The organism is Pantoea sp. alder81 (assembly GCF_020179835.1).
Taxonomy (GTDB): domain Bacteria; phylum Pseudomonadota; class Gammaproteobacteria; order Enterobacterales; family Enterobacteriaceae; genus Pantoea.
Map to the genome: position 1 here is coordinate 20,607 of NZ_JAIUDA010000005.1, position 21,840 is coordinate 42,446.

Consider the following 21,840-nt stretch of genomic DNA (forward strand, 5'->3'; position numbering starts at 1 on the left):
GTCTGCGAAATTAATTCGTGGCCGGGCTGCCTTCGTCGATAAATTTCTGTACATCAGAAACGGTGAAGGAACCGGGTTTTTGACGTGGAGGGAACTCTTTGAAACTCTCCAGCATATCGGCGGCATATTTCTGAGCACCGCCCAGCAGGAACAGACGATCATAGAACCAGTGGTTGTAGTCCATACCGTCATCACCGCGCTCTAATGGATCGATCTCCAGATCGAAGATCAACGGTGTACGCAGTTTGGTGAACGGATATTTCCACAGATCCAGCCCGGTATGTTCCTGAATCATGAAGTGAGCTTTCCAGCGACCGTAACGCATCGCCAGCAGATCACCGTCATCGCTCCAGTAGAAGAACTCATGACGCTGATCCGGCGCTTTCCCTTGCAGGAAATCGAGTTGGTTATAGCCATCGAGATGGACTTTGTAGGTCATGGCACTGGTTTTGTAGCCCTTGAGTAACTGCTGTTTGATGTCACTGACACCGGCAGCGGCCACCAGGGTTGGGAACCAGTCATTACTGCCAAACATATCGTTAATTACCGTGCCGGGTTTAATGTGGCCCGGCCATTTGATCATCGCCGGAACACGGAAACCGCCTTCCCAGCCGGTATTTTTTTCACCGCGGAACGGCGTCATGCCTGAATCAGGCCAGGTGGCGATCATCGGGCCATTGTCCGTGGTGTAGAGCACGATAGTGTTGTCTTCGATGCCGAGATCTTTAATCTTCTTCAGCACCTCGCCAATCATCTTGTCATGCTCCACCATGCCATCGGCATAATCACCTAGCCCTGTCACACCCTTATCTGACGGTTTAATATGCGTTTTATTATGCATACGCGTGGTATTGAACCAGGTAAAGAAGGGTTTATTGGCTTTGACCTGACGCTCCATAAAATCGTTATTGGCTGCCATCGTCTCCTCATCGACCGTTTCCATGCGTTTCACATTGAGCGGACCGGTATCTTCGACTTTGCCGTCGGCGGTGGATCGAATTACACCACGTGGACCAAATTGTTTTTTGAATGCGGGATCTTTTGGATAGTCAGGATTCTCAGGTTCCTCTTCGGCATTCAGATGATAGAGATTGCCAAAGAATTCATCGAAGCCATGTGCGGTGGGGAGGAACTCATCGCGATCGCCGAGGTGGTTTTTACCAAACTGTCCGGTGGCGTAACCCAGTTGTTTAAGAATCGACGCAATGGTGGGGTCCTCTTTTTGCAGACCCTGCGGAGCGCCCGGCATCCCCACTTTACTCATCCCGGTACGGAACGGCATTTGCCCGGTAATAAACGAGGAGCGTCCTGCGGTGGAACTCTGCTCGGCGTAATAAGACGTAAATTTAGCCCCCTCCGCCGCAATGCTGTCAATATTCGGTGTCTTGTACCCCATCATTCCCTGGTTGTAGGTACTGATGTTCCAGTAGCCAATATCGTCACCAAATATCACGACAATATTAGGTTTATCTTTGTTCTGCTCGGGGGCGGTGGCCGGTGCGCTGTTGTCTGGCGCGGCATGGGCACTCCAGGAACAGCAGGCCACCGAAAGCATTGAGGCGAGAAGCGACTTACCAAAAGGGACTCTGGACATTTCTGCACTCCGATTAAGATAGGTTCTGAGAGACACGATAAATCCGACGTTAGTGAACGTTGTTTTCAGACCTCCTTATTAAGATTGTCATGAACGAAATAGACTTAATTATCAGACAGTAAGACCGCACTGCTGCGCAACGATATCCCCTTATTGGGAATTCGAGCGCTATTTTGATTTACAACGGTATGGATTTTTAACTTTTTTACGGCACGTTTTGCTGGGAGTAGCAGGAGAAAATACAACGGAAAGGAAAAGCTAATGGTTTGTTTTTGTATGACTGCTGACATCAAAAGTTTCTGATTATGAAAAAACAATAGCGGGTTAAAACTGGAATGCCAAGTGCCATTTATAAATTGTGATGGAGATCTTGAATATGGCTGTCAGTTAATGAAGAAATAGGGTGGATAAAGAAAGTCTTAATTAATAGGAGGGGTGGTGATGTTTTAAAAATAAATATCAACGGGTTGTGGGTTTTTAAAATGAGATGAATGAATAATTCCTCGATAAAGGTCGTAATTCTTTAAAATTATTTTTGATTAATTTCGCTTTGTTAACTATCAATCGAATTTAATCCTTTCATAAGTAATAGTTAGTATCCTTATTATTAACTTATCGAGGATTAAACATCCCGATAACCATTCTGCTCCCGCAACTGGTGGTAATCCTTCCAGCGCTTAAGTAATTGAAAACGCGTGCCGGGATAAACCTCATTACTCGCCTGAATTTGTTCAATACGATCAACGCGGAAGTTGCGAAAATCCTGGCGCAACTCGCACCAGCCGCACAATAAGCGTACACGATCGAAATAGCCCAGCACCACCGGCCAAATCACTCGGGTGGAAGTGGCCTCTTTGAGATCTTTGTATCGTAAGATTATCTTGTTGCGCGTATGGATTGCCTGGCGAATTTCAGGCAGGTGGGTTTCAAACAGCACTTCACCGCGTGTGGCAACCAGCAGCGATTGATGGTCGAGCGCGTGGGATAAATGTTCCGGCAACACGGCGTGGATTTTAGCCAGCGCATGTTGTGCCGCAGACTTCAGTTCGGCATCGGTGTGACGGCTGACCCAGTCCAACCCCAGCGCCAGTGCGTCGAGTTCATGGCGCGAGAACATCAGCGGCGGCAGATGCCCATCCGATTTCAACAAATAACCTAAGCCCGCGCTGCCTTCAATCTCAACGCCTTGCTGCTGCAAGCAGATGATGTCGCGATAGACGGTGCGCACGCTAATGCTCAGTTGCTCCGCAAGATGCTGCGCAGTCACCGGATAACGGTGACAACGTAACAATTGCACGAGTTCCATCAGTCGCTGGGTTTTGGTCATTGCATGTGCCTAAGCTAAGAGTCGGGCAGTGAGGCGAGGTTCAGGCCCGCGCGCCGTGCCTTAATATTAAATTCGTAATAACTGCTGCAGCGATGCAAGATCAGCGGTTGTCTGCAATGCGCTGCTCTGCTGCAACTGTTGCCATCGCTCGCCCGATTCCTGACTTAACGCCAGGCGCAATTTACTCTCCACGTCAACGCCATCGGCCAGTGATTGCTGACGGGTACGACGCTGTTGCAACAGCGTGCCATCGCGCAAGGTAAGGGTAACCAGATGAAAACGCAACGCGGGATTGATCGCATCCGGCGGTGCGCTGTCATCGGGCGTACGACGCACCTTCGCCGCCAGCGGCAGCACTGCGTGATTGAGATCGCCCTCAGCGAAATCCTCCAGGCGCAGATCGTTATAAATTAGCATCGCGGCGATAACATATTCCAGGCTGAAACGCGCCTCAATACCATTGGAGGGTGCTGTGACGGAAGCGGCAATATCGCCACCTGGCGGGAAAGCTACGCTGATATCGGTGATGTTATCCAGTAGCGCTTCCAGCGAATTGCCGCTGGCTAACCAGCCATCACGCAGAATGCGCGCGGCTTCCGCTGCGCTATGCGTTCCGGCGCAGGTCGGGAAGGGTTTGTACTCCAGACCCGGCGTCACGATGCGCCACGGCTCGCCCCAATGCGCGACCAATTTTTCAGGTTGAGCTGCGCCGTTGCTGCTGGCTGCAAGGAAAGCCTCAACCACGCCATCCTGTTTGCCATCGAAACCGGCCAGCGTGAGCTGTGCTGCCGTAACTGCACGTTCCGCCGCTAAACCCGCGTGGAGCGGTTTGACAGCGGAACCGAACTGCGCGCGCAGTCCGCTTGCCTGAGTGGTAGCGATCCCGATTAGCGTGGCAGTTTCACTGACATCCAGTTTCAGTAAGCGCGCCAGTGCGGCCGCTGCGGCAATGGTGCCCAGCGTCGCAGTGTTGTGATGGCCAAGGGCATAATGCTGCTGGCTAGCGGCGAGCCCAAGCCGTCCGGCCATTTCCACACCGATGGCGTAAGCATCTAGGAAATCATCAATGGCTGCCGCCTGTTGCTGCTGCCAGGCAAACAGCGCAGGCAGAATTACTACGCTCGGGTGGCCGCGAAAATCGGCGTGGAAATCATCGTAATCCAGCGCGTGAGCGGCATAACCGAGCAGTAATGCCTGAGAACGTGGGCCGCCGTCGCTATACACCGTGCGCAGTGCCGGCAAGCCGCTATCCGGAACCTGACCTTGCAGTACCGGCCAGCTGACGGCGAGAAAATCCTTCACCCCTTCGCGCGCGGCTTCACGTGCAGCGGCATTGGGTTGGCTGTGGACGATTAGCTCAGCGAGAGCAGCGGTGATACTCATTGCGGCGCCACACTGTTCAGTGCTGCCACAGCCAGATTAGCCAGATAGCGTGAGGTTGGTAGCAGCACATCATCGTTAATACGAAACGCCGGATGATGCAGCGCATAAGGTTCACCGGTACCAATCATCATAAAGGCACCCGGCAACTGCTGTTGGTAGAAGGCAAAATCTTCCCCAATCGGGCTGGCTTCCACCACGCGCGTTTCAAAGCCGCTGGCCGTTGCCTGCTGTAAGGCGAAATCGGCCCAGTATGCATCATTCACCACTGAAGGTGGACCTGCGTGCCAATTGAACTCAACGTTGGCAGCGAAGGCAGCACCAATTCCCTGCACGATCTCGCGGAAGCGCTGCTCCAGTCGGTCGCGCGTCTCCTGCGAGAATGAACGCACCGTGCCTTCCAGCCAGGCGCTATCCGGAATGACGTTCCAGGTGCTGCCACTGTGAATCTGGGTGATCGAGACCACCGCGTTATCGCCGGAAGGCGCATTACGGCTGATCAGCGTTTGCGCCGCAGAAACAATCTGCGCGGCAATCACAATCGGATCGTTGCCCTGATGCGGTTTCGCAGCGTGGCTGCCCGTGCCGATAATCTTGATGTCAAAGCGATCGACGGCGGCGGTCAATGGGCCGGCCTTGCTGCCAATCACGCCCGGCGGCAGGGAAGGATCGTTGTGAATGCCGAAAATCGTCACGGCGTCCTGCAGTGCGCCAGTGGCAATCACATCCGGCGCGCCCTGGCCGGTCTCTTCGGCGGCCTGGAACAAAATACGCACGCGGCCCTTTAAGCCTGCTTCCTGCTGTTTCAGCAGAATTGCCGCGCCCAACGCCGCGGAACTGTGAAAGTCGTGGCCGCACGCGTGCATCACGCCCGGATGCTCTGAACGGAACGTCACATCAGACTGCTCTTCAATCGGCAGTGCATCAATGTCGGAACGCAGCACGATCAGTGGCCCATTTTCTGGACCGACTTCCGCTACCAATCCGGTTTTCAGCGGCAAATCCAATACGCGGATCTGGTGCTGTTCAAGCTGCTGGCGAATACGCGCGGTGGTTTCAAACTCTTCATTAGAGAGTTCAGGAAAACGGTGTAACTCATGGCGGAAGGCAATCAAATGCTGGCCCAATGCGCTCTCATCAAAACTCATGCTTTGCTTCCTTGTTGTGCGGCCTGACGTGTCATCCACGCATCATGCGCGCTGTCATCCAGCACTTTCTTCATATATTGGGTGATGTGGCCTTTGCCGAGATCGGTGGTGTGCATCAGCTGGAAGCCGCGCTTTTTATACATCTCGATCAACCACGGATGGCTGGTGGCTGTGCCGAGTGAAACCGCAGGGGCGCGCAGTTGGCCCAGCAGGATCTCTTGCTCCAGCCGATCCTGTACCTGACGGCCATACTGTTTACCGGGATAGTCGGGATGGGCACCGAACCAGCCAATATGCGGCAGGCCAAATGGCCCTGGCAGCGGTCCCCACGGATAGCGCACGGTGACTGAGGAAACCATCACACCTTCTGCGTAGAGCGCATAAACGCCGTGACTTTGCAGGTGGCGCAGCGTCTTTTCACGATCTGCGGTAGCGGCATCAAATTTGATGCCCAGCGCCAGCGTTGACGCATAAGCGGCGTGCATCAGCGCCTGATAGGTTTCAACCTCATCTTCTCTAACCTGACGAAATTCAAGTGACATAACTATCCCCGGAAAAACCGCCTGGAAGCGGTAAGTAGAATGCAGATTGAGCAGCGCTTAGCGGTTGAAACAGTGCAAATTAAAGCGCTGATTCAAAATACCCAGCGTGCTAAGCAACTCAGAATATCAGTAATGCCTTGCGCTTCTATATGTGAAAAATGACTAAGCTAATGCGAATTTGTGAAAATGAAATGGCGGCTTTTCCATTGCTTATATCGCGATTTACCGTAGTATGCATAAATTACATAGCGCTATAACTATTTCGCATTAACCCCATGAAATAAAATAACTTTTCTCGTTATAGCCTTATTCTTAATCAGGGTGACGACGTGTTAGCGATCAAATCTCCGCGTGCTTATGCACATGAAGCTGGCCTGCGTAAGCGTGCCGGTGAATTTATCAAACCTTATGCCACACATATCCGCATCTTCACCTCTCCCAATGCCTGGCAAGCCGTTAATCCGGAATTAAGCCAGAGCTTAGAAGCCAACGGTATCCGCTGGGAGTTGGAATATCTGCACGGTGAATGCACCGATGCCGCCATTGAAACGCTGAAAACCAACGTTGAGCAACAGCAAGCTGAACTGCTGTTTGCCGTGGGCGGTGGGCGCGTGCTGGATGCTGCCAAAGCGGTGGGCAGTCAGTTACCGGATCTGAAAGTGATCAACTTCGCTACTTTGGCGGCGACCTGCGCGGCCTGGTCGCCGGTGGCAATTATTTATAACGAGCAGGGCGGCCACGTGCGCAGCCAACCGCTGGGTAAAATGCCTGAGCTGGTGCTGGTGGACAGTGAAGTGATTGCCCGCAGCGATGTGCGCTATCTCAAAGCCGGTATTGTGGATGCGCTGGCGAAATACTACGAATTCGCCCCTTATCTGCGCAATAACCCGCACGATCTGGCCCTCGACCTCAAAGTGATGACGGCGCAACGTGCGCTGGATGTTTATCGCCAACTGGGTGAAGCAGCCGTTAGCGCCAATGAAAAGCAGCAGGTCACGCCGGAGTTGGTGAAAGTGATTGATGCCAACATCGTACTGGCAGGCCTGGCCAACAGCGTGCGCGATCAACTGCCCACGCCTGGCTTTGCTCATGCGATTCATAACCGTTTGACGCATCAGCCCGAGCTGCATCATTGGCTGCACGGTGAAAAGGTGGGTTACAGCCTGTTGGTTCAATCGTTGATTGAACACGATGGTGTGCCTGATGCAGAACTGCTGGCATTGCTGCGTCAGTACGCGATGCCATTGACGCTGGCCCCGCTGACCGGCGAGCGCGCGGCGGCGATTCGCACCATTGCAGAACAAATTAAATTCCCGGCGGCCAGCGCTGAACGTCTGCCGTTCCGCATTCATGCGGATGCGTTAGAGCAGGCGCTGCTGGCAACCGAAAACCGTTTCTAACTTTTACTCTTTTATTGACCAGGACAACTTCATGGCTACTGCACAAACTCAACGCATCCGCTTAGGGCTCTTTGTACAACCAGTCGGACAACACGTCAGCGGCTGGCGTCTGACCGAAAAACTCGGTGATCCTACTGACATTGACTGGTTGATCACCATCGCGAAGAAAGCCGAAGCCGGCAAATTTGACCTGTTCTTTGTTGGCGATGCGTTAGCCACCAGCATGTACCGTCTGCCTTCGACCATGGCACGCCTTGAGCCGCTGACCATGCTGTCGGCGCTGGCGGTGAACACCAAACGTATCGGCCTGGCAGCGACGGCTTCCACCACTTTTAGCGATCCGTTCACCATGGCGCGCAGCTTCTCGTCGCTGGATCACATCAGCCGTGGTCGTGCAGCGTGGAACGTGGTGACTTCGTTCTCCACCGACGTAGCGCGTAATTTCAGCCGCAACGATATGCCGAACCACGCCGAGCGCTATGCGCGTGCGCGTGAGTTCCTTGAAGTGACCAACAAGCTATGGGAAGGTTGGGAAGCGGGTGCAGTACAGCCGAACAAAGAGACCGGTGAATACTTCGTTAATGACAAAATTAAGTCGATTGATCACCAAGGCGAGCACTTCCAGGTTCAGGGGCCGCTGAACATCACGCGTTCTCCGCAGGGACGTCCGGTGATCATCGAAGCCGGTTCATCCGCGGATGGGCAAAAACTGGCGGCCGAAACCGCCGAAGTGATCTTCACCGCTGCCGCCAGCCTGGAAGAAGCGCAAACCTTCTACCGCTCGCAGAAAGACCAGGTGATTGCGGCGGGTCGTAATCCGGATCACGTGGTGATCATGCCGGGCGTGATGCCGATTGTTGGACGCACCCGTGAAGAAGCCAAAGCGCTGTGGAAAGAGCTGAATACGCTGGTGGATATCGAAAACGGTCTGCGTCAGCTGTCGCTGCGTTTCAGCATGGATCTAAGCCAGTATCCACTGGATGGTCCTGTGCCAGAAGTGCCACTGGGTGAAGGCAACCAGAGCCGCGTGAAACTGATGACCGATATGGCGAAGCGTGAAAACCTGACCCTGCGTGAGCTGGCGGCTGTGGCTGCGGGATCGCGTGGTCACCGCGTGATTGTCGGTACCGCTGAAGACATCGCCGATGACTTTGAGCTGTGGATGAAAGAGGGTGGCGCTGACGGCTTCAATATCATGCCTGCCATCATGTCTGAGCAGCTGGACCTGTTCGTTGAACTGGTGATCCCGGAACTGCGTCGCCGTGGCCTGTTCCGCGACGATTATGAATTCGCCACGCTGCGCGAGAATCTCGGTTTGCCAGCGCTGTAAACCCTCAGGAGCAGAACATGGTCACCTTATCGAAGCGTGTGCAGTCTGTGTCGCTCTCTGCCAATGCGGCGGCGCGTCAGTTGACGCGCCAGCTGAAAGAGCAGGGCGTGGATATTCTGGATCTCACCACCGGTGAGCCGGATTTTGATACGCCGCAGCACATCCGCGATGCTGCCGTTGAAGCCATGAACAACGGCGAAACCCGTTACACGCCAACCAACGGCACCACGCCGCTGCGTAAAGCGGTGCAGTCCAAGCTGGCACGTGAAAATCAGCTGGATTATGCGCTGGGGCAGATCTGCATTGCCAACGGTGCGAAACAGATCATCTTCAACGCCTTCGCCGCCACCTTGAATGACGGCGATGAGGTGATTGTGCCGGTGCCGTACTGGCCGACGTTTCCCGATAGCGTACGTTTCAACGGTGGCGAAGCGGTGCTGCTGGAGTGCCCGCTTGAGCAGGAATACAAGTTGCAACCGCAGCAACTGGCACGGGCTATTACCGATAAAACCCGCTGGCTGGTACTGAACAATCCCGGCAATCCATCCGGTGCGGTGTATAACGCAGCAGAGCTAACCGCACTGGCGGCAGTGCTGCGTGACCATCCTAATGTGTGGATCATGCTGGATGAACTGTATGAACACATTCTGTTTGATGGACGTGAACACGTTAGCCTGTTGCAGGTAGCACCTGATTTAGCCGAACGCATTCTGCTGGTCGGCGGCGTATCGAAAACCTATGCCATGACCGGCTGGCGTATCGGCTTTGGTGCCGGTCCGCAAGCGCTGATTGATGCCATGGTGGTGGTGCAGTCGCAGAACAGTTCAGGTGCCAGCGCCATCAGTCAGGCTGCAGCGGTGGCGGCGTTAAACGGTGGGCTGGATTTTCTGCCACCGCAACGTGCAGCCTATCAGGATCGTCGCGATGCGATTATGGCGCAGCTAAGTCCGGTTGAAGGCATTGAGGTGCTGAATCCAGAAGGGGCGTTCTTTATCTTCTGTCGCTGTGCTGGCCTGTTGGGCAAATCGCGTGCTGATGGACGTAAGCTGGAAAGCGAACAGGATGTGCTTAATTATCTGCTGGAGAGCGGCGTATCCGGCGTTGCCGGCAGTGCGTATGGCTTGTCACCGTATTTCCGCCTGTCGATTGCCACGGATATTGAGAGCGTGCGCGAGGCCGGAAAACGTATTGCGGCAGCCTGTGCGGCGTTGAAGTAGCGGTTAAATCGGTCGCCATAAATGGCGACCCTACAACAATCCGTATTCTATTCCATCATGGGTCATTGATGTGCACCAATGACCCACCATTCGCGATGTGTTTCGTAGGGTGAGCATTCATGCGCACCGACTAACTGCGCGGATGGTTTAAATCAGAAACTCATCCATCGAACCGCCCGCATCTAATACGGATTTGATTGGTGATGGCGTACGGCCCTGACCGGTCCAGAATTTTTCATGACCGTTTTCGTCGATGAACTTATATTTCGCCGGACGCGGCGCACGTTTCGCTTTTGGTTTGGTTTCGCTCTGGTTTAATTTCGTCAATTCACTAATATCGATGCCATCATTCAGCAGCATCTCTTTATACAACGCCAGCTTTTCTTCTTTCTCGCGCTGAGCGGCATTATTCGCTGCCGCTTCTTCACGGCGTTCTGCAACCACCACGGCGAACTTTTCCAGCATTTCGTCTAATACCGCAATCTCAACATCACGCGCATGGGCACGCAGCGTACGAAGATTGTTCAATGCTTTGAGTGCATCGCTCATGAAAAAACCCTTATTACTTTTATAACGAAGATGAAAGGGCGCATTCTACGTCAATTTTTAGCAAATGAAAATAATACGCATCATGCAGAATCGTCCGGAAAATAATCCTACAACAGGGTTCTTCTATATCGAACAATAAGATAATGAGTATATGTTTTATACAAGTGAACCGGGTAGGTAGCCGCGATTAATAGCGGCTATAAGAGAGTAGGATATATTTTACATACTACGATAGAACGGGAAGCAACCAGTAATCAGCGCAACCACTAACAACACAATCGAGGTAATAAACGACCAGCGCAGCGTGAAGCGTTGGGTCTGGGCATAATCGAGTTTCAGCATGCCGACTAATAAATAAGTCGAGGCAACCAGCGGGCTGAGAATATGCACCGGCTGGCCGACCAATGCCGCACGTGCCATTTCAATCGGTTCGATACCGTAATGTCCGGCCGCCTGCACCAACACTGGCAGCATGCCGAAATAGAACACATCATTCGATACCATCCAGGTGACGGGAATACTGATCAGTGCGGTAATCACCGCAAGATACGGCCCCAGCGCCGCGGGAATGGTTTGTACAATGGCCTGCGCCAGTGCGTTCGCCATACCGGTTTCAGCAAAAATACCGGTAAACACCGCAGCGGCGAAAATTAATCCTGCCACGGCAAGGATGGCAGGCGCATGGCGGCCGATCTGCTCCTGCTGCTGGCTCAGTTGCGGATAATTGACGACAAACATGATGGCGGTGGCCAGCATAAACAGGTACGCCATGGGCATCACATCCAGCACCAGGAAGGTCATCAATGCAATGGTCAGTGCCCAGTTAAACCAGAAACGCCAAGCGACGCACGGCTTCTCCTCAAACTGAACAGCGGCGCGATCCACCGGGAGATGCTGCTGGAAACCGAGGCGCTTGCGCTCACTTCTGCCGAGCATGATCGCCAGTATGAAGGTCCACGCTACGCAGGCCAGTAAGGGAACCAAGAGCGGAACAAACAGCGTGGCCACGTCCGCCTGCACGGCCGCTGCCGCGCGCGCCGTAGGGCCGCCCCACGGAAACATATTGCCCAGCCCGGTGCACTGTAATAGCAGTGCGGCAACGCTGAGCTTTGATAAACCGATGCGTTCATATATCGGCATAAACGCGGAAAGCACGATCATATATACCGTCGCGCCATCACCATCTAAGGCGACAATAAAGCCGAGTAGCGCAGTGCCGATGAATATCTTTACCGGATCGCCATCGACCGCAGAAACAATACGTTTAATAATTGGATCAAACATACCGGCATCCGTCACGCTCATAAAATAGAGCATCGCGAATATCAACATCACGCCCGTGGGCGCGACGGTGCGTAATCCTTTGATTACCATTGCACCCATATCCGCGCCATGGCCAGATAACAATGCGAATAGCGTGGGAATGAGGATTAATGCAGTCAGAGCGGAAAGCTTTTTGCTCATTAATAAGCTAATAAAGCAGATTATCATAAGCAGACTGATGATCAGCAGCATGACGAGAGTTCCTGTCCAGAGGGATAGAGCACGTTTGTGGGTAGCAAACGCAACGTGTTCGGAATAAATAAAAAACAGCGAATGATTATTTATTGTTCAAATTAACCTTCTGCAACCTCGTCAATCTGGCAATATTATCCAGCTTTTATTTCGGCAGGCACAAGGTTAGGTTTACGCGAAAGTTGTGCGTAACCTCTTAGTTTTAATATATTTAAAATAGCGTACGGTGATGATTTATCGTGGTGTTATTTCCTCCTGTTTATCAATATCACTAACGTTGATTGCAGCGCGGCCTGAAGACCGCGCTGAATAGCATTAAACTGCACGTTCTGGCTTATTGATGATCCAGCGGTGAAGGTTTAATCGGTAATGGCAGACGGTATAGCTTCACCGGATATTCTACGGTTGACGGTTTGCCGCCGGTGGTCGCTGGCGTGCGATTGATCTGTCCGGACGGCATCCACAGTGCGCCGTCGGATACCCACATCGCGTCAATCCATACCAGGCGTGGATCCTGCACCACGGTGGTCACTTTGCCATCGGGCGCAATGCGTTTAATGCTGCGGGTATTGATATCCGACGCGTAGATATTACCTTCGGCATCAATGGCCGTTCCGCCGGTGCTCCAGGTTTCGCGCACTTTCTCCGCATGCTTCGCCACTTCCGCTGCTGAAAGAGCGCTGTCGTTCAGATAGCGAGTTTCAATCCGCGCCAGCGGCCCCGGAATCGCCTGATAATAGAGCCATTTGCCATCCGGCGAGACTTCGAGCTGATCGAGGCCCACGCGTTTTTCACGGCCATCACGCAGAATCAACTTCTTGCCATCGGCATAAATTGGCTGATGGTCAATGGAGAGAGGGTGGTTATCCAGCACCCGCCAGCTTTTGCCGCTTTTCAGGTTCAGCACCACTAATCCCACCGCCCCCGGATCGGTGATATAGGCAAAGTCGCCATTAAAACGCACATCATCCAGATAACTGGTGGGTTGCAGTGTCGGAGCTTTGAACACATAGCTGTTCACAACTTTGCCGGTTGCCAGACTGATGTGGACCAGCTTGGCGCCACCGGCCACGGCCTGATCGCCGGTACCAATGCCCTTATTACCCGAATCCATCACCCACAGATCGCCATCCGGACCGATTCGCAGCGCATTAACGTGGTAGAAATGATGCTCCGGATCGTTCGCGTTCCACTGATTCCAGCTGTCATCGGGAAAGGCTTTCAGCTGATTGTTGATCACTTCCGCCAGCTGCAAACCCGCACCTTCCGATTGCGTTAACGAGGCGAACAGTCGGTTGTCATGGCTAACGGTAATGCCATTCCACACGCGTGGCGAAGTGGCGACCTGTTTCAAACGACTGTCCTGTTGCGTCGGCATCGTCACGGGCAGCGTGTCTTGTGCCAAAACCAGTGCGCTGTTGGCCAAAGCGATCATCGTGACCAGTGCTTTCAGTGAATGTTTCATCCTTTACTCCCTTGTTAAGCGCCACAAGGTGACGCGAACAGCGTGTTGCTCTGTTGTTAATGTCATTCCATCCTGGCAGCGTAGAGTGATAAATTATATTCTCTGAATTTTATCAATTGATTCCTGGTGGGAATGAATGGAACTGAAAGATCTGCATTATCTGCTGGCGGTGAAGGAGACAGGACATCTGGGTAAAGCGGCGCAATCCCTTGGTATCACTCAGCCCGCGTTAACCAAATGTCTGCAACGCCTGGAGAAGTTTTACGCCACGCGGTTAATTCTCAAGGTGGGGCGTGGGATGCAACTCACGGAAGCGGGACTACTACTTTGTGAACGTGCTCAAAAAGTCGTGCACATGATGCAGGTCACCCGACAGGATTTACAGGCGCTGGGTGCGGGAACGGCGGGCGTGATCCGGTTGGGTGTGGCGGCAACGGCGGCGGAATTTATGCTACCGGTGCTGAGTAAGGACCTGTTGCACAAAGCTCCCACTGCCAGACTCGAAGTGACTGTCGGGATGAATGATCTGCTGCAAAAACTGCTGCGTGAGAACAAAGTCGATTTGATTCTGGGTTTTCTGCCACAGGGAAACAGCGAGTTTATTACCCGACCGCTTATTGAGGATCCGGTGGTGATTGCCGCCAGTCGCCATCATCCGCTGGCCAATATACATCCGACGCCTGAACAGCTTGATGAATACAACTGGCTATTGCCGTCGGATAATGTCGCGACGCGTCAGTGGCTGGAACAACGCTTGCGCAGCGGTGGCTATGCGCCGCCGCGTGCACAAATGGAAAGCAATACGCTGTCACCGATACGCGCTGTACTGGCGCAAACCCAGTTATTGAGTTTCATTTCACGCCGATTATTAAAAGGTGAGGGCGGCGAGTTGATTGAAATTCCGCTGCCGCTGGTGATGATGCCTCGTACCTTCGGCTGGCAATTCCGCTCATTAAGTGAACTCTCACCTGCATCACGTCTCCTGGTGGATTTGGCGGAAAAGCGCTGGCCCTGGTGATCCCCGGAATACCCTCACGGCGAGAACCTGTGATTTATCACAGGCTTGCTCCATTAACGTGCGTGATAATTACCGAAAATAACCCTCCTTTATTATTAATCATTGAAGAATAAGGATTTATCCAAATGTAAAATTGCCGGAAAACCGGTAACAATTTCTTGCAATAGTAATCTTAATGCGTATATTTCTCATTTGCTTTCTTAACGGCATCTTTACGGTCGTTCTGTTTGCGCCAGGACGGCGCGGTCGGGAAATACCTCATCCTGATATTCCTTTTCAGCACGTTATTTATGGCTGGATCTAACAGACGTCAGCAGACATGCCGCCAACACAAAATAACGATAAGTGAATTGAGGAATATTATGTCTTTCAAAGAAAAGCGCGTCAGGGAATCTGGCCGTGCGCCGCAACGTGCATTGCGTGTCTCTCTGCTGGCAATGATGGTGGCGTCAGGTATTGCCCAGGCCGCAGATAGCACCACTACAGAGCAAACCTTGACCGTGGATGCCAGCGCCAGCAGCGATGCGCAAGAGCAGGCAGCAAAAGATTACAGCGTCCCGGTCACCCGTGCCGGTACCAAAATGGCATTGACCGCGCGTGATATTCCGCAATCGGTCAGCATTGTCAGCAAGCAGCGTATGCAAGACCAGCAGCTGCAATCCCTGAATGACGTACTGTCCAATACCACCGGTATTAGAGGCGTCAGCAGCGATATGGATCGTACGAATTATTATTCACGCGGTTTTATCATCGACAATTACATGGTTGATGGCATCCCTACCGCTTTCGCTTCTCGCTGGAACCTCGGTGATGCGCAAACCGATATGGCGCTGTATGAGCGCGTTGAAGTGGTGCGCGGTGCCACCGGCCTGTTGACCGGCCCAGGCAACCCGTCAGCTTCCATTAACATGGTACGTAAGCACGCCGACAGCAAAGAGTTCACCGGAAATCTGGAAGCGAGCTACGGCAGCTGGGATAAGCAGCGTTATGTCGCTGACCTTTCCGCGCCCCTGTCACCTGAAGGTAACGTGCGTGGTCGCGTGGTGGCAGGTTACGAAGATAAAAACAGCTTTATTGAACGCTATGGCTTCGAGAAGAAATTCATCTACGGTGTGGTGGATGCTGACCTGACCGACAAAACCAAGCTGTCTGTGGGCTATGAATTTACCCAGGTCGATACCGACTCCCCAATGTGGAGTGGTTCGCCGCGTTGGAATACCGACGGTACGCAAACGCATCTGCGTCGCGGATATAACACTTCGCCAGAGTGGGCTTACAACAACAAAGAAAACAAAAAGGTCTTTGTTAACCTGCAGCAGAACTTCGATAACGGCTGGAACATTACGCTTAACGGTACTCATAACGAGATGCTCCTCGACAGTAAGCAACTCTATATTGATGGCTACTTCGATAAGAACACCGGTATCGGCACTTCACCTTATGCTAATTACCCTGTTGTCGGCGGTACGGGATACAACACCGGTAAACGTAAAGTTGATGCCGTCGATGCGTTTGCCAGCGGCCCGTATGAATTGTTAGGTCGCCAACATGAACTGATGGTGGGTGTGAATTACAGCCGTCAGGATAATAAGTATTACAGCGCGTGGGCGAATATTTCGCCGACCGAGTTGGGCAATTTCAATAACTTCAATGGCAACTTCCCGGAAACCGATTGGAACCCTCGTGAACCGGCATCGGATACGCAATTAGTGCGTCAGAAATCCGCTTATGTTGCTACTCGCATTTCACTGGCCGATCCGCTGCATGTTATTTTGGGTGCGCGTTATACCAACTGGAATCGTGAGACGCTGAATGCTGAGATGGAGAAGAATAACACCACTCCGTATGGCGGTGTGATCTGGGACTTCTATGATAACTGGTCGGCTTACGCGAGCTATACCTCAGTATTCCAGCCGCAGGATTATCAAGATGCTACAGGGGGTTACCTCTCACCTGTCATTGGTAAGAACTATGAAGCCGGTGTGAAATCTGACTGGCTTAATAGCCGTCTGACCACATCCATTTCAGTGTTCCGTTCAGAACTGGACAACGTTGCAGAAGCAACTGGGGCAACCAATCCGGACACGGGTAATGCCATCTATGTTGGCAAAAGTGGTGTCGTCAGCCGCGGCGTAGAGTTCGAAGTGAACGGTGCGCTGACGGATAACTGGCAGATGACCTTCGGCGGCACCACCTATGTGGCCGAAGATCGTGATGGTGAGAACTATAATTCCCAACTGCCACGCACATCGTTCAACCTGTTCACCAGCTATCGTCTGCCGATGCTGGATCAGCTGACGCTGGGTGGCGGTGTGAACTGGCAGTCGAAGACGTATAAAGACGTTGGCGCACCGGATGGCAATGGTACCTGGCGTGCACGTCAGGGCAGCTATGCGCTGGTGGATCTGTTCGCACGTTACGACGTGACCAAAAACCTGAGCGTGCAGGGAAATCTGAACAACCTGTTCGACAAAGAGTATGACGAGAACGTCGGTAGCGGCGGCATCGTTTACGGCGAACCTCGTAGCTTCTCGGTGACTGCGTCTTACCGTTTCTGATTTCAACCAACCGGGCACGCAGCGATGCGTGCTCTGCCAGAATTCACGCTCGCGTTCGTGAGCTAACGGCAGGGGCGGCAAGGATGCCGGCCCGGCGTTGTTCGCATCAGACTTGATAAATTCTCAACATCCCGCCGCAATATAATCCCCGTTCGCACTGATCGGCACCACGGTTAAAAACAGCACCATCGCAAATAAGATCAGCAACGCGCCTCCGGCAATACGTACCATCCCCAGTATTTGTTGTGTGCGTGGCGATGTTTCAGCCAACCATAACTCTCCCGCGCGATGACGGAAATGGCGGACAAACAGGGCCAGCGCGACCAGTGCCATACCGGTGCCGAGTGCCATGGTCATCACTGCAAACATGCCCCAACGGGTGATGCCAATCACGCTGGCAAACAGCAGCACCGTGAGTGCGCCGCTGCAAGGCCGCACGCCCGTGGCAATAATAATGCCGATCCACGCCTTCCAGTTATCCACTGATTCTGCAGTAATGCCGTGATGATGGCCGCAGCAGTTATGATGCTGCTCATGCTCATGCTCATGCTCATGCTCATGCTCATTTTGGTGCAGGTGCAGGTGCAGGTGCTGATGTTGGTGCAGATGCGTTTTGCGGATTCGCCACGCTTGCACCATCATCATCACGCCCAGCGCGGCAATAAACACTGAACTGGCCTTTTCCAGATACCAACGGCTGGTGCTGAGATCGCCCGTCGTCAGGTTAAAGCCAACGGCCAGGATAAACACAAAAGCGATGGCGCTGAGACCCTGCACCAGGCTACCAAGAAACGGCACGGTAAGGGCGACACCACGCGGCGGTTGGTGGGTGGTGAGCCAGGTGGTGACGATAAATTTGCCATGGCCGGGGCCAACCGCATGCAAGATGCCATAAATAAAGGTCACGCCGATCAACCACAACCCAGCGCTATATTGCCCGCTATTGATTTGCAGCAGATGCGTCACCAGCAGGCGATGGAGTTGGATCTGCGTTTGCAATGACCACGCAAGAAACGCTGTCCAATGTGAAAACAGCACAGCGAGTGCGGCAAAAATCGCCAGCGCTACAAGGGTAAATCCGGTTTTGGTGGCAGTCATAGCTATGAGATATCGCGGCCCTGAGAACAGACAGCATGCAGGATTTTAGTGCGATTTTATAGGGTGCAGGGTGGATGTCATAGTGACGCGGCCATTACGTAGTTCTCTCAGCAGCCAGGGCGGTTTTGCCCACGGAAGTGAAAATGGCGTCGCTCTGCGGGGTGTGGATACGACCGCAAAGCACATTACGATAGTGACGTTGTAACGGATGTTGGCGCGTTAGCGCATGATTACCAATACTCTCCACCATAAGTTCAACAGCACGAATCGCATTCTCGGTCACCACCTGTTTGATTTGTGCCGTATGGCTGCTGGCTATCTGATCGCGAGCGGCGCTATTAAGCAGCGTGCTATTCGTGAACAGCAGCGTATCAATGCGTCCGACCAACTCTTGAAAACGCGGCAAGGAAGCCAGTGGAGCACCGAGATTGGCGGGAACACGCTGCTGTAAAAAGCCGATAAACCAGTCGCGAGCGCTCTGGGCAATCGCGTCATACAGCGAGCCAAGCAGCACAGCTAACCACACAGACTCTTCTTCATTTAGCCCGGGTTTCGGCGTGCTCCAGGGCGCAACGTTGACCGCGTGATCCAGCGGAATCAGCACCTCATTAAACACCACACGATGGCTACAGGTGCCGCGCATTCCCAGATGATCCCACTCATCGACGATTTGGATGCCTGGCGCATCGGCGGGCACCAGATAACCGCCGACCAGCGGATCCACATCATCACTGCTGGCCCAAACCAGAAACCAGCTCAGCCCATGGCTGCCGGTGGAGTAAATCTTCTCGCCACTGATGCGCCAGCCCTCGGCGGTCCACCGTGCTCGGGTTGCGGGCAAACCGCCACGCGCTGGCGTGCCCAGTTCAGGCTCGACGCGCAGCGCATTGATCAACGCGCCCTGAGAGACCACGCTGCTCGCCACAGTAGCGCGTACATCAACAGGCCAATTAGATTCCTCACTCAGCCGCCGCGTGTTGAGATACTGCATGATCAGAATTAGCGCAGTAGAGGGTTCGCCACGCGCTACCGCCTGAATGATTGTCTGACAATCCCTTAAATCGCCACCGCTGCCGCCTGAAGAGAGGGGCAGGGCGAAATGCAACAATCCCAGTTGTTGTAGATGAGCAAAAGCCGCGCGTGGAAATTCACCGCTGCAATCGACTTCTTCAGCATCTTCAGCCAATAGTTTGGTGAGCGCTGGCAATATTTCAGCGAGAAAAGGCGTGTTATTTGCCATTGAGAAAACCTTATTAATCTCTGAATAACATAAGGTCGATTGTTTCCTGATAGCGCGAGACTGTAAAAGCAATAAAACCGCTTAACACATGCGGAATCGGCATAATTACGCGTCTGGTTGCGCTGTTAATTAACGATTAACCTGCCAACTCCTGAAATGAATGATTACAACGATCAATCTTTTACCTGCATATATTTTTGGGAGTAAAACCATGCCAGAAAATTATTTACTTTCGCGTCGTCGCTTTCTCGGATATTCCGCCGCGGCGATGATGGCTTCAACGTTGCCGGGACGGAGTTTTGCCGACGATTCCATGCACAATATGCCGATGTCCGGCGACCTGTTGCAGGGCGGTGCAGGCAAATGGGCATTGGCGAAACCCACGCATATTCGCCTCGCGGTAAACCTCAATGCCATCTGCCTGGCACCGGTTGTGGTGGCCCATCAGCATAACTTCTTCAAGGCGCATAACCTTGAAGTGGAGTTCGTTAACTTTGGCAACTCCACCGAATTATTGCTGGAGTCGATTGCCACTGGGAAAGCCGAAGCGGCAGTTGGCATGGCGCTGCGCTGGTTAAAAGCGCTGGAGCAGGGCTTTGATGTGAAGCTCACCGCTGGTACGCACGGTGGTTGCATGCGCTTATTAGCGCGCAATGACGGTCCCGCTACGCTGGAGCAGTTGAAGGGCAAAACCATCGGCGTCACCGATATGGCGGGCGCAGATAAGAACTTCTTTTCACTGATGCTGAAAAAGCACGGCGTCGATCCCAATACCGACGTGAACTGGCGCGTATTCCCGCAAGATTTGCTGCCAATGGTGTTGGAGAAAGGGGAGATTCAGGCCGCCAGCGGCTCAGATCCTATAATGTGGCGCCTGGCGCAGAAGCCTGGCTATCGCGAAGTCGGCACTAATTTGATGGATGAATACGCCAATCTGAGCTGCTGTGTGGTGGGTACGCGTGGCAGTTTGATTCGCGAACAGCCAGAGGTGGCCGCAGCGATTACCCACGCCATCCTGCAAGCGCACGCTTATGCCGCGCAGCATCCTGAAGCGATTGGCAGCGAGTTCAACGGTCAGGCGCTGAATACCACGCCACAAGAAATTGCCAGCGTGCTGAAAACCCATACCCATGGGCACTATTCAGTGGGCAATGCGTTCGTCAAAGAAATCGATGTTTATGCGCGGGATTTGAAGGCAATAAACGTGTTGAGACCAGAAACCGATCCGCTGCTGTTTGCAAAGGGTATCACCAGTAATGTGTTGGTGTGAGGGGGCGGTTTTATAATGCGCAAACTGATGTAGCGGCATGATTTATCGCGCATTCATCGAGCAGTGTTGCTGCTCAGGAATGCGCAATAAATGACATCGCGACAAGGAAACTCAGCGAATCAGGCAATCTTCTGCGAAGTTTGAATTGCATTCGCCAGTTTGAAGTTTTCGGCCGGCTCCTGGTGAGCAAAGAGTTGAGTGCTGAGGTAACTACTGCCGCCATCCGCCAGCAAAACCACTATGCGTTTACCGTGATTTTCCGGTCGCGCTGCCACCTGTTCCGCTGCCCATAACACGGCACCGGACGAATCGCCCACCAGTACACCTTCGCTGAGCGCCAGTTGACGCGCTGCCGCATAGGCTTGCCAGGTTTCCACGGCGATCACTTCGTCATACACGCGATGATCTAAATTCGCCGGGATACGTTCGGGCGGTTGATTGCTAAAGGCGTGTACCCCGGTGATCTCCAGCGGTTCCGGGCGCAATTCGCTGGGCTGTGAACCCACGCCGGGTTCCACGGCTATCACTTGCAAGCTCGGATATTGCTGCTTCAGATAACGACCGGTGCCGGATAGCGTGCCGCCGGTTCCCACTGCCGCAATAAAGATATCCAGCTTGCCGCCGCTGTCTCGCCAGATTTCAGGCCCGGTGGTCTGAACATGCACTGCCGGGTTGGCAGGGTTCTCCAGCTGCAACAGGAAGTGAACTTCCGGCTCCGCGGCGGTGACCTTCTCCGCCAGCCATTTGGTGGCCGCGACAAAATCGCCGTTACTGGCTTCATAAAACTCTCTGAAGCCCTCGATGGTGCTGAACGGCACCACTTCAGCACCGTAAGCCTGAATCAGCTGTGTGCGTTCGATGCTGACAAAATCATTGATATAGACGCGGAATTTGTAGCCCTTAGCCGCTGCAATCGCCGCTAATCCAATCCCGGTATTGCCGCTGGTGGTTTCAACCAGCGTGTCGCCAGGCTGAATGGTGCCGTTGCGCTCGGCGGCTTCGATCATGCTGAGTGCGATGCGATCCTTGACGCTGTGATTAGGATTAAACAGCTCCAGTTTGGCGATCAGTTCGGCCTGAATCTCTTGTTGCTGAGCATAACGCGAGAGCCGCAGCAGCGGCGTATTGCCAATAAGTTCGGTGATTGACGAGGAAATTTTTGCAACCATAGTTCACCTCTTTGGTGGAG

The 21,840-nt window shown here is 53.2% G+C and carries 17 protein-coding genes; 6 read left to right on the forward strand and 11 right to left on the reverse strand.

Going from position 1 to position 21,840, the window contains the following annotated elements; all coding sequences use genetic code 11:
- Window positions 1-10: 10 nt before the first annotated feature.
- The 5 genes from LBW88_RS14810 to LBW88_RS14830 all read right to left on the reverse strand — a co-directional run bounded on the left by LBW88_RS14810 (window position 11) and on the right by LBW88_RS14830 (window position 5,991).
- The gene (locus LBW88_RS14810; protein WP_224933332.1) at window positions 11-1,594 is read right to left on the reverse strand and encodes an arylsulfatase; all 1,584 of its coding nucleotides are present in this window, start codon (window positions 1,592-1,594) and stop codon (window positions 11-13) included.
- Between the two features lie 622 nt (window positions 1,595-2,216).
- The gene (locus LBW88_RS14815) at window positions 2,217-2,921 is read right to left on the reverse strand and encodes a helix-turn-helix transcriptional regulator (RefSeq protein WP_224933331.1); all 705 of its coding nucleotides are present in this window, start codon (window positions 2,919-2,921) and stop codon (window positions 2,217-2,219) included.
- 66 nt (window positions 2,922-2,987) lie between these two features.
- Window positions 2,988-4,304 (reverse strand): MmgE/PrpD family protein, encoded by a 1,317-nt coding sequence (locus tag LBW88_RS14820; protein ID WP_224933330.1) that lies wholly within the window; start codon window positions 4,302-4,304, stop codon window positions 2,988-2,990.
- Window positions 4,301-5,449, reverse strand: a complete 1,149-nt coding sequence (locus tag LBW88_RS14825; RefSeq protein WP_224933329.1) for an amidohydrolase — start codon at window positions 5,447-5,449, stop codon at window positions 4,301-4,303. Before LBW88_RS14825 ends, LBW88_RS14820 begins: the two co-directional genes overlap by 4 nt.
- Window positions 5,446-5,991, reverse strand: a complete 546-nt coding sequence (locus tag LBW88_RS14830) for a GNAT family N-acetyltransferase (RefSeq protein WP_224933328.1) — start codon at window positions 5,989-5,991, stop codon at window positions 5,446-5,448. Before LBW88_RS14830 ends, LBW88_RS14825 begins: the two co-directional genes overlap by 4 nt.
- A gap of 329 nt (window positions 5,992-6,320) precedes the next feature.
- Between LBW88_RS14830 and LBW88_RS14835 the strand changes: the two genes are divergently transcribed.
- The 3 genes from LBW88_RS14835 to LBW88_RS14845 are packed head-to-tail and all read left to right on the forward strand — an operon-like array spanning window position 6,321 to window position 9,938.
- On the forward strand, window positions 6,321-7,391 hold the full coding sequence (locus LBW88_RS14835; RefSeq protein ID WP_224933327.1) for an iron-containing alcohol dehydrogenase family protein: 1,071 nt from the start codon (window positions 6,321-6,323) through the stop codon (window positions 7,389-7,391).
- Window positions 7,392-7,422: 31 nt separating this feature from the next.
- Window positions 7,423-8,721 (forward strand): LLM class flavin-dependent oxidoreductase, encoded by a 1,299-nt coding sequence (locus LBW88_RS14840; protein WP_224933326.1) that lies wholly within the window; start codon window positions 7,423-7,425, stop codon window positions 8,719-8,721.
- Window positions 8,722-8,738: 17 nt separating this feature from the next.
- The gene (locus LBW88_RS14845) at window positions 8,739-9,938 is read left to right on the forward strand and encodes an aminotransferase class I/II-fold pyridoxal phosphate-dependent enzyme (RefSeq protein ID WP_224933325.1); all 1,200 of its coding nucleotides are present in this window, start codon (window positions 8,739-8,741) and stop codon (window positions 9,936-9,938) included.
- A 147-nt stretch (window positions 9,939-10,085) separates the two neighbouring features.
- On the opposite strand, the gene LBW88_RS14850 is transcribed toward LBW88_RS14845, so the two are convergent.
- The 3 genes from LBW88_RS14850 to LBW88_RS14860 all read right to left on the reverse strand — a co-directional run bounded on the left by LBW88_RS14850 (window position 10,086) and on the right by LBW88_RS14860 (window position 13,467).
- The gene (locus LBW88_RS14850) at window positions 10,086-10,487 is read right to left on the reverse strand and encodes an H-NS family nucleoid-associated regulatory protein (protein WP_224933324.1); all 402 of its coding nucleotides are present in this window, start codon (window positions 10,485-10,487) and stop codon (window positions 10,086-10,088) included.
- A gap of 219 nt (window positions 10,488-10,706) precedes the next feature.
- On the reverse strand, window positions 10,707-12,002 hold the full coding sequence (locus tag LBW88_RS14855) for a CitMHS family transporter (RefSeq protein WP_224933323.1): 1,296 nt from the start codon (window positions 12,000-12,002) through the stop codon (window positions 10,707-10,709).
- Between the two features lie 334 nt (window positions 12,003-12,336).
- Window positions 12,337-13,467, reverse strand: a complete 1,131-nt coding sequence (locus tag LBW88_RS14860; RefSeq protein WP_224933322.1) for a major royal jelly family protein — start codon at window positions 13,465-13,467, stop codon at window positions 12,337-12,339.
- 136 nt (window positions 13,468-13,603) lie between these two features.
- Here LBW88_RS14860 and LBW88_RS14865 point away from each other — a divergent pair, with 136 nt between their 5' ends.
- On the forward strand, window positions 13,604-14,485 hold the full coding sequence (locus tag LBW88_RS14865; protein ID WP_224933321.1) for a LysR family transcriptional regulator: 882 nt from the start codon (window positions 13,604-13,606) through the stop codon (window positions 14,483-14,485).
- Between the two features lie 362 nt (window positions 14,486-14,847).
- On the forward strand, window positions 14,848-17,043 hold the full coding sequence (gene fhuE / locus LBW88_RS14870) for a ferric-rhodotorulic acid/ferric-coprogen receptor FhuE (protein WP_224933320.1): 2,196 nt from the start codon (window positions 14,848-14,850) through the stop codon (window positions 17,041-17,043).
- Window positions 17,044-17,166: 123 nt separating this feature from the next.
- Here fhuE and LBW88_RS14875 read toward each other — a convergent pair whose 3' ends face one another.
- Window positions 17,167-18,141, reverse strand: a complete 975-nt coding sequence (locus LBW88_RS14875; RefSeq protein WP_224933319.1) for a nickel/cobalt transporter — start codon at window positions 18,139-18,141, stop codon at window positions 17,167-17,169.
- A 94-nt stretch (window positions 18,142-18,235) separates the two neighbouring features.
- Window positions 18,236-19,381 carry an acyl-CoA dehydrogenase family protein gene (locus LBW88_RS14880; protein WP_224933318.1) on the reverse strand — a complete coding sequence of 382 codons (1,146 nt, stop codon included), beginning with the start codon at window positions 19,379-19,381 and terminating at the stop codon, window positions 18,236-18,238.
- 211 nt (window positions 19,382-19,592) lie between these two features.
- Between LBW88_RS14880 and LBW88_RS14885 the strand changes: the two genes are divergently transcribed.
- Window positions 19,593-20,651 (forward strand): ABC transporter substrate-binding protein, encoded by a 1,059-nt coding sequence (locus LBW88_RS14885; protein ID WP_224933317.1) that lies wholly within the window; start codon window positions 19,593-19,595, stop codon window positions 20,649-20,651.
- Window positions 20,652-20,770: 119 nt separating this feature from the next.
- Here LBW88_RS14885 and LBW88_RS14890 read toward each other — a convergent pair whose 3' ends face one another.
- Window positions 20,771-21,820 carry a PLP-dependent cysteine synthase family protein gene (locus LBW88_RS14890; RefSeq protein ID WP_224933316.1) on the reverse strand — a complete coding sequence of 350 codons (1,050 nt, stop codon included), beginning with the start codon at window positions 21,818-21,820 and terminating at the stop codon, window positions 20,771-20,773.
- Window positions 21,821-21,840: the final 20 nt, after the last annotated feature.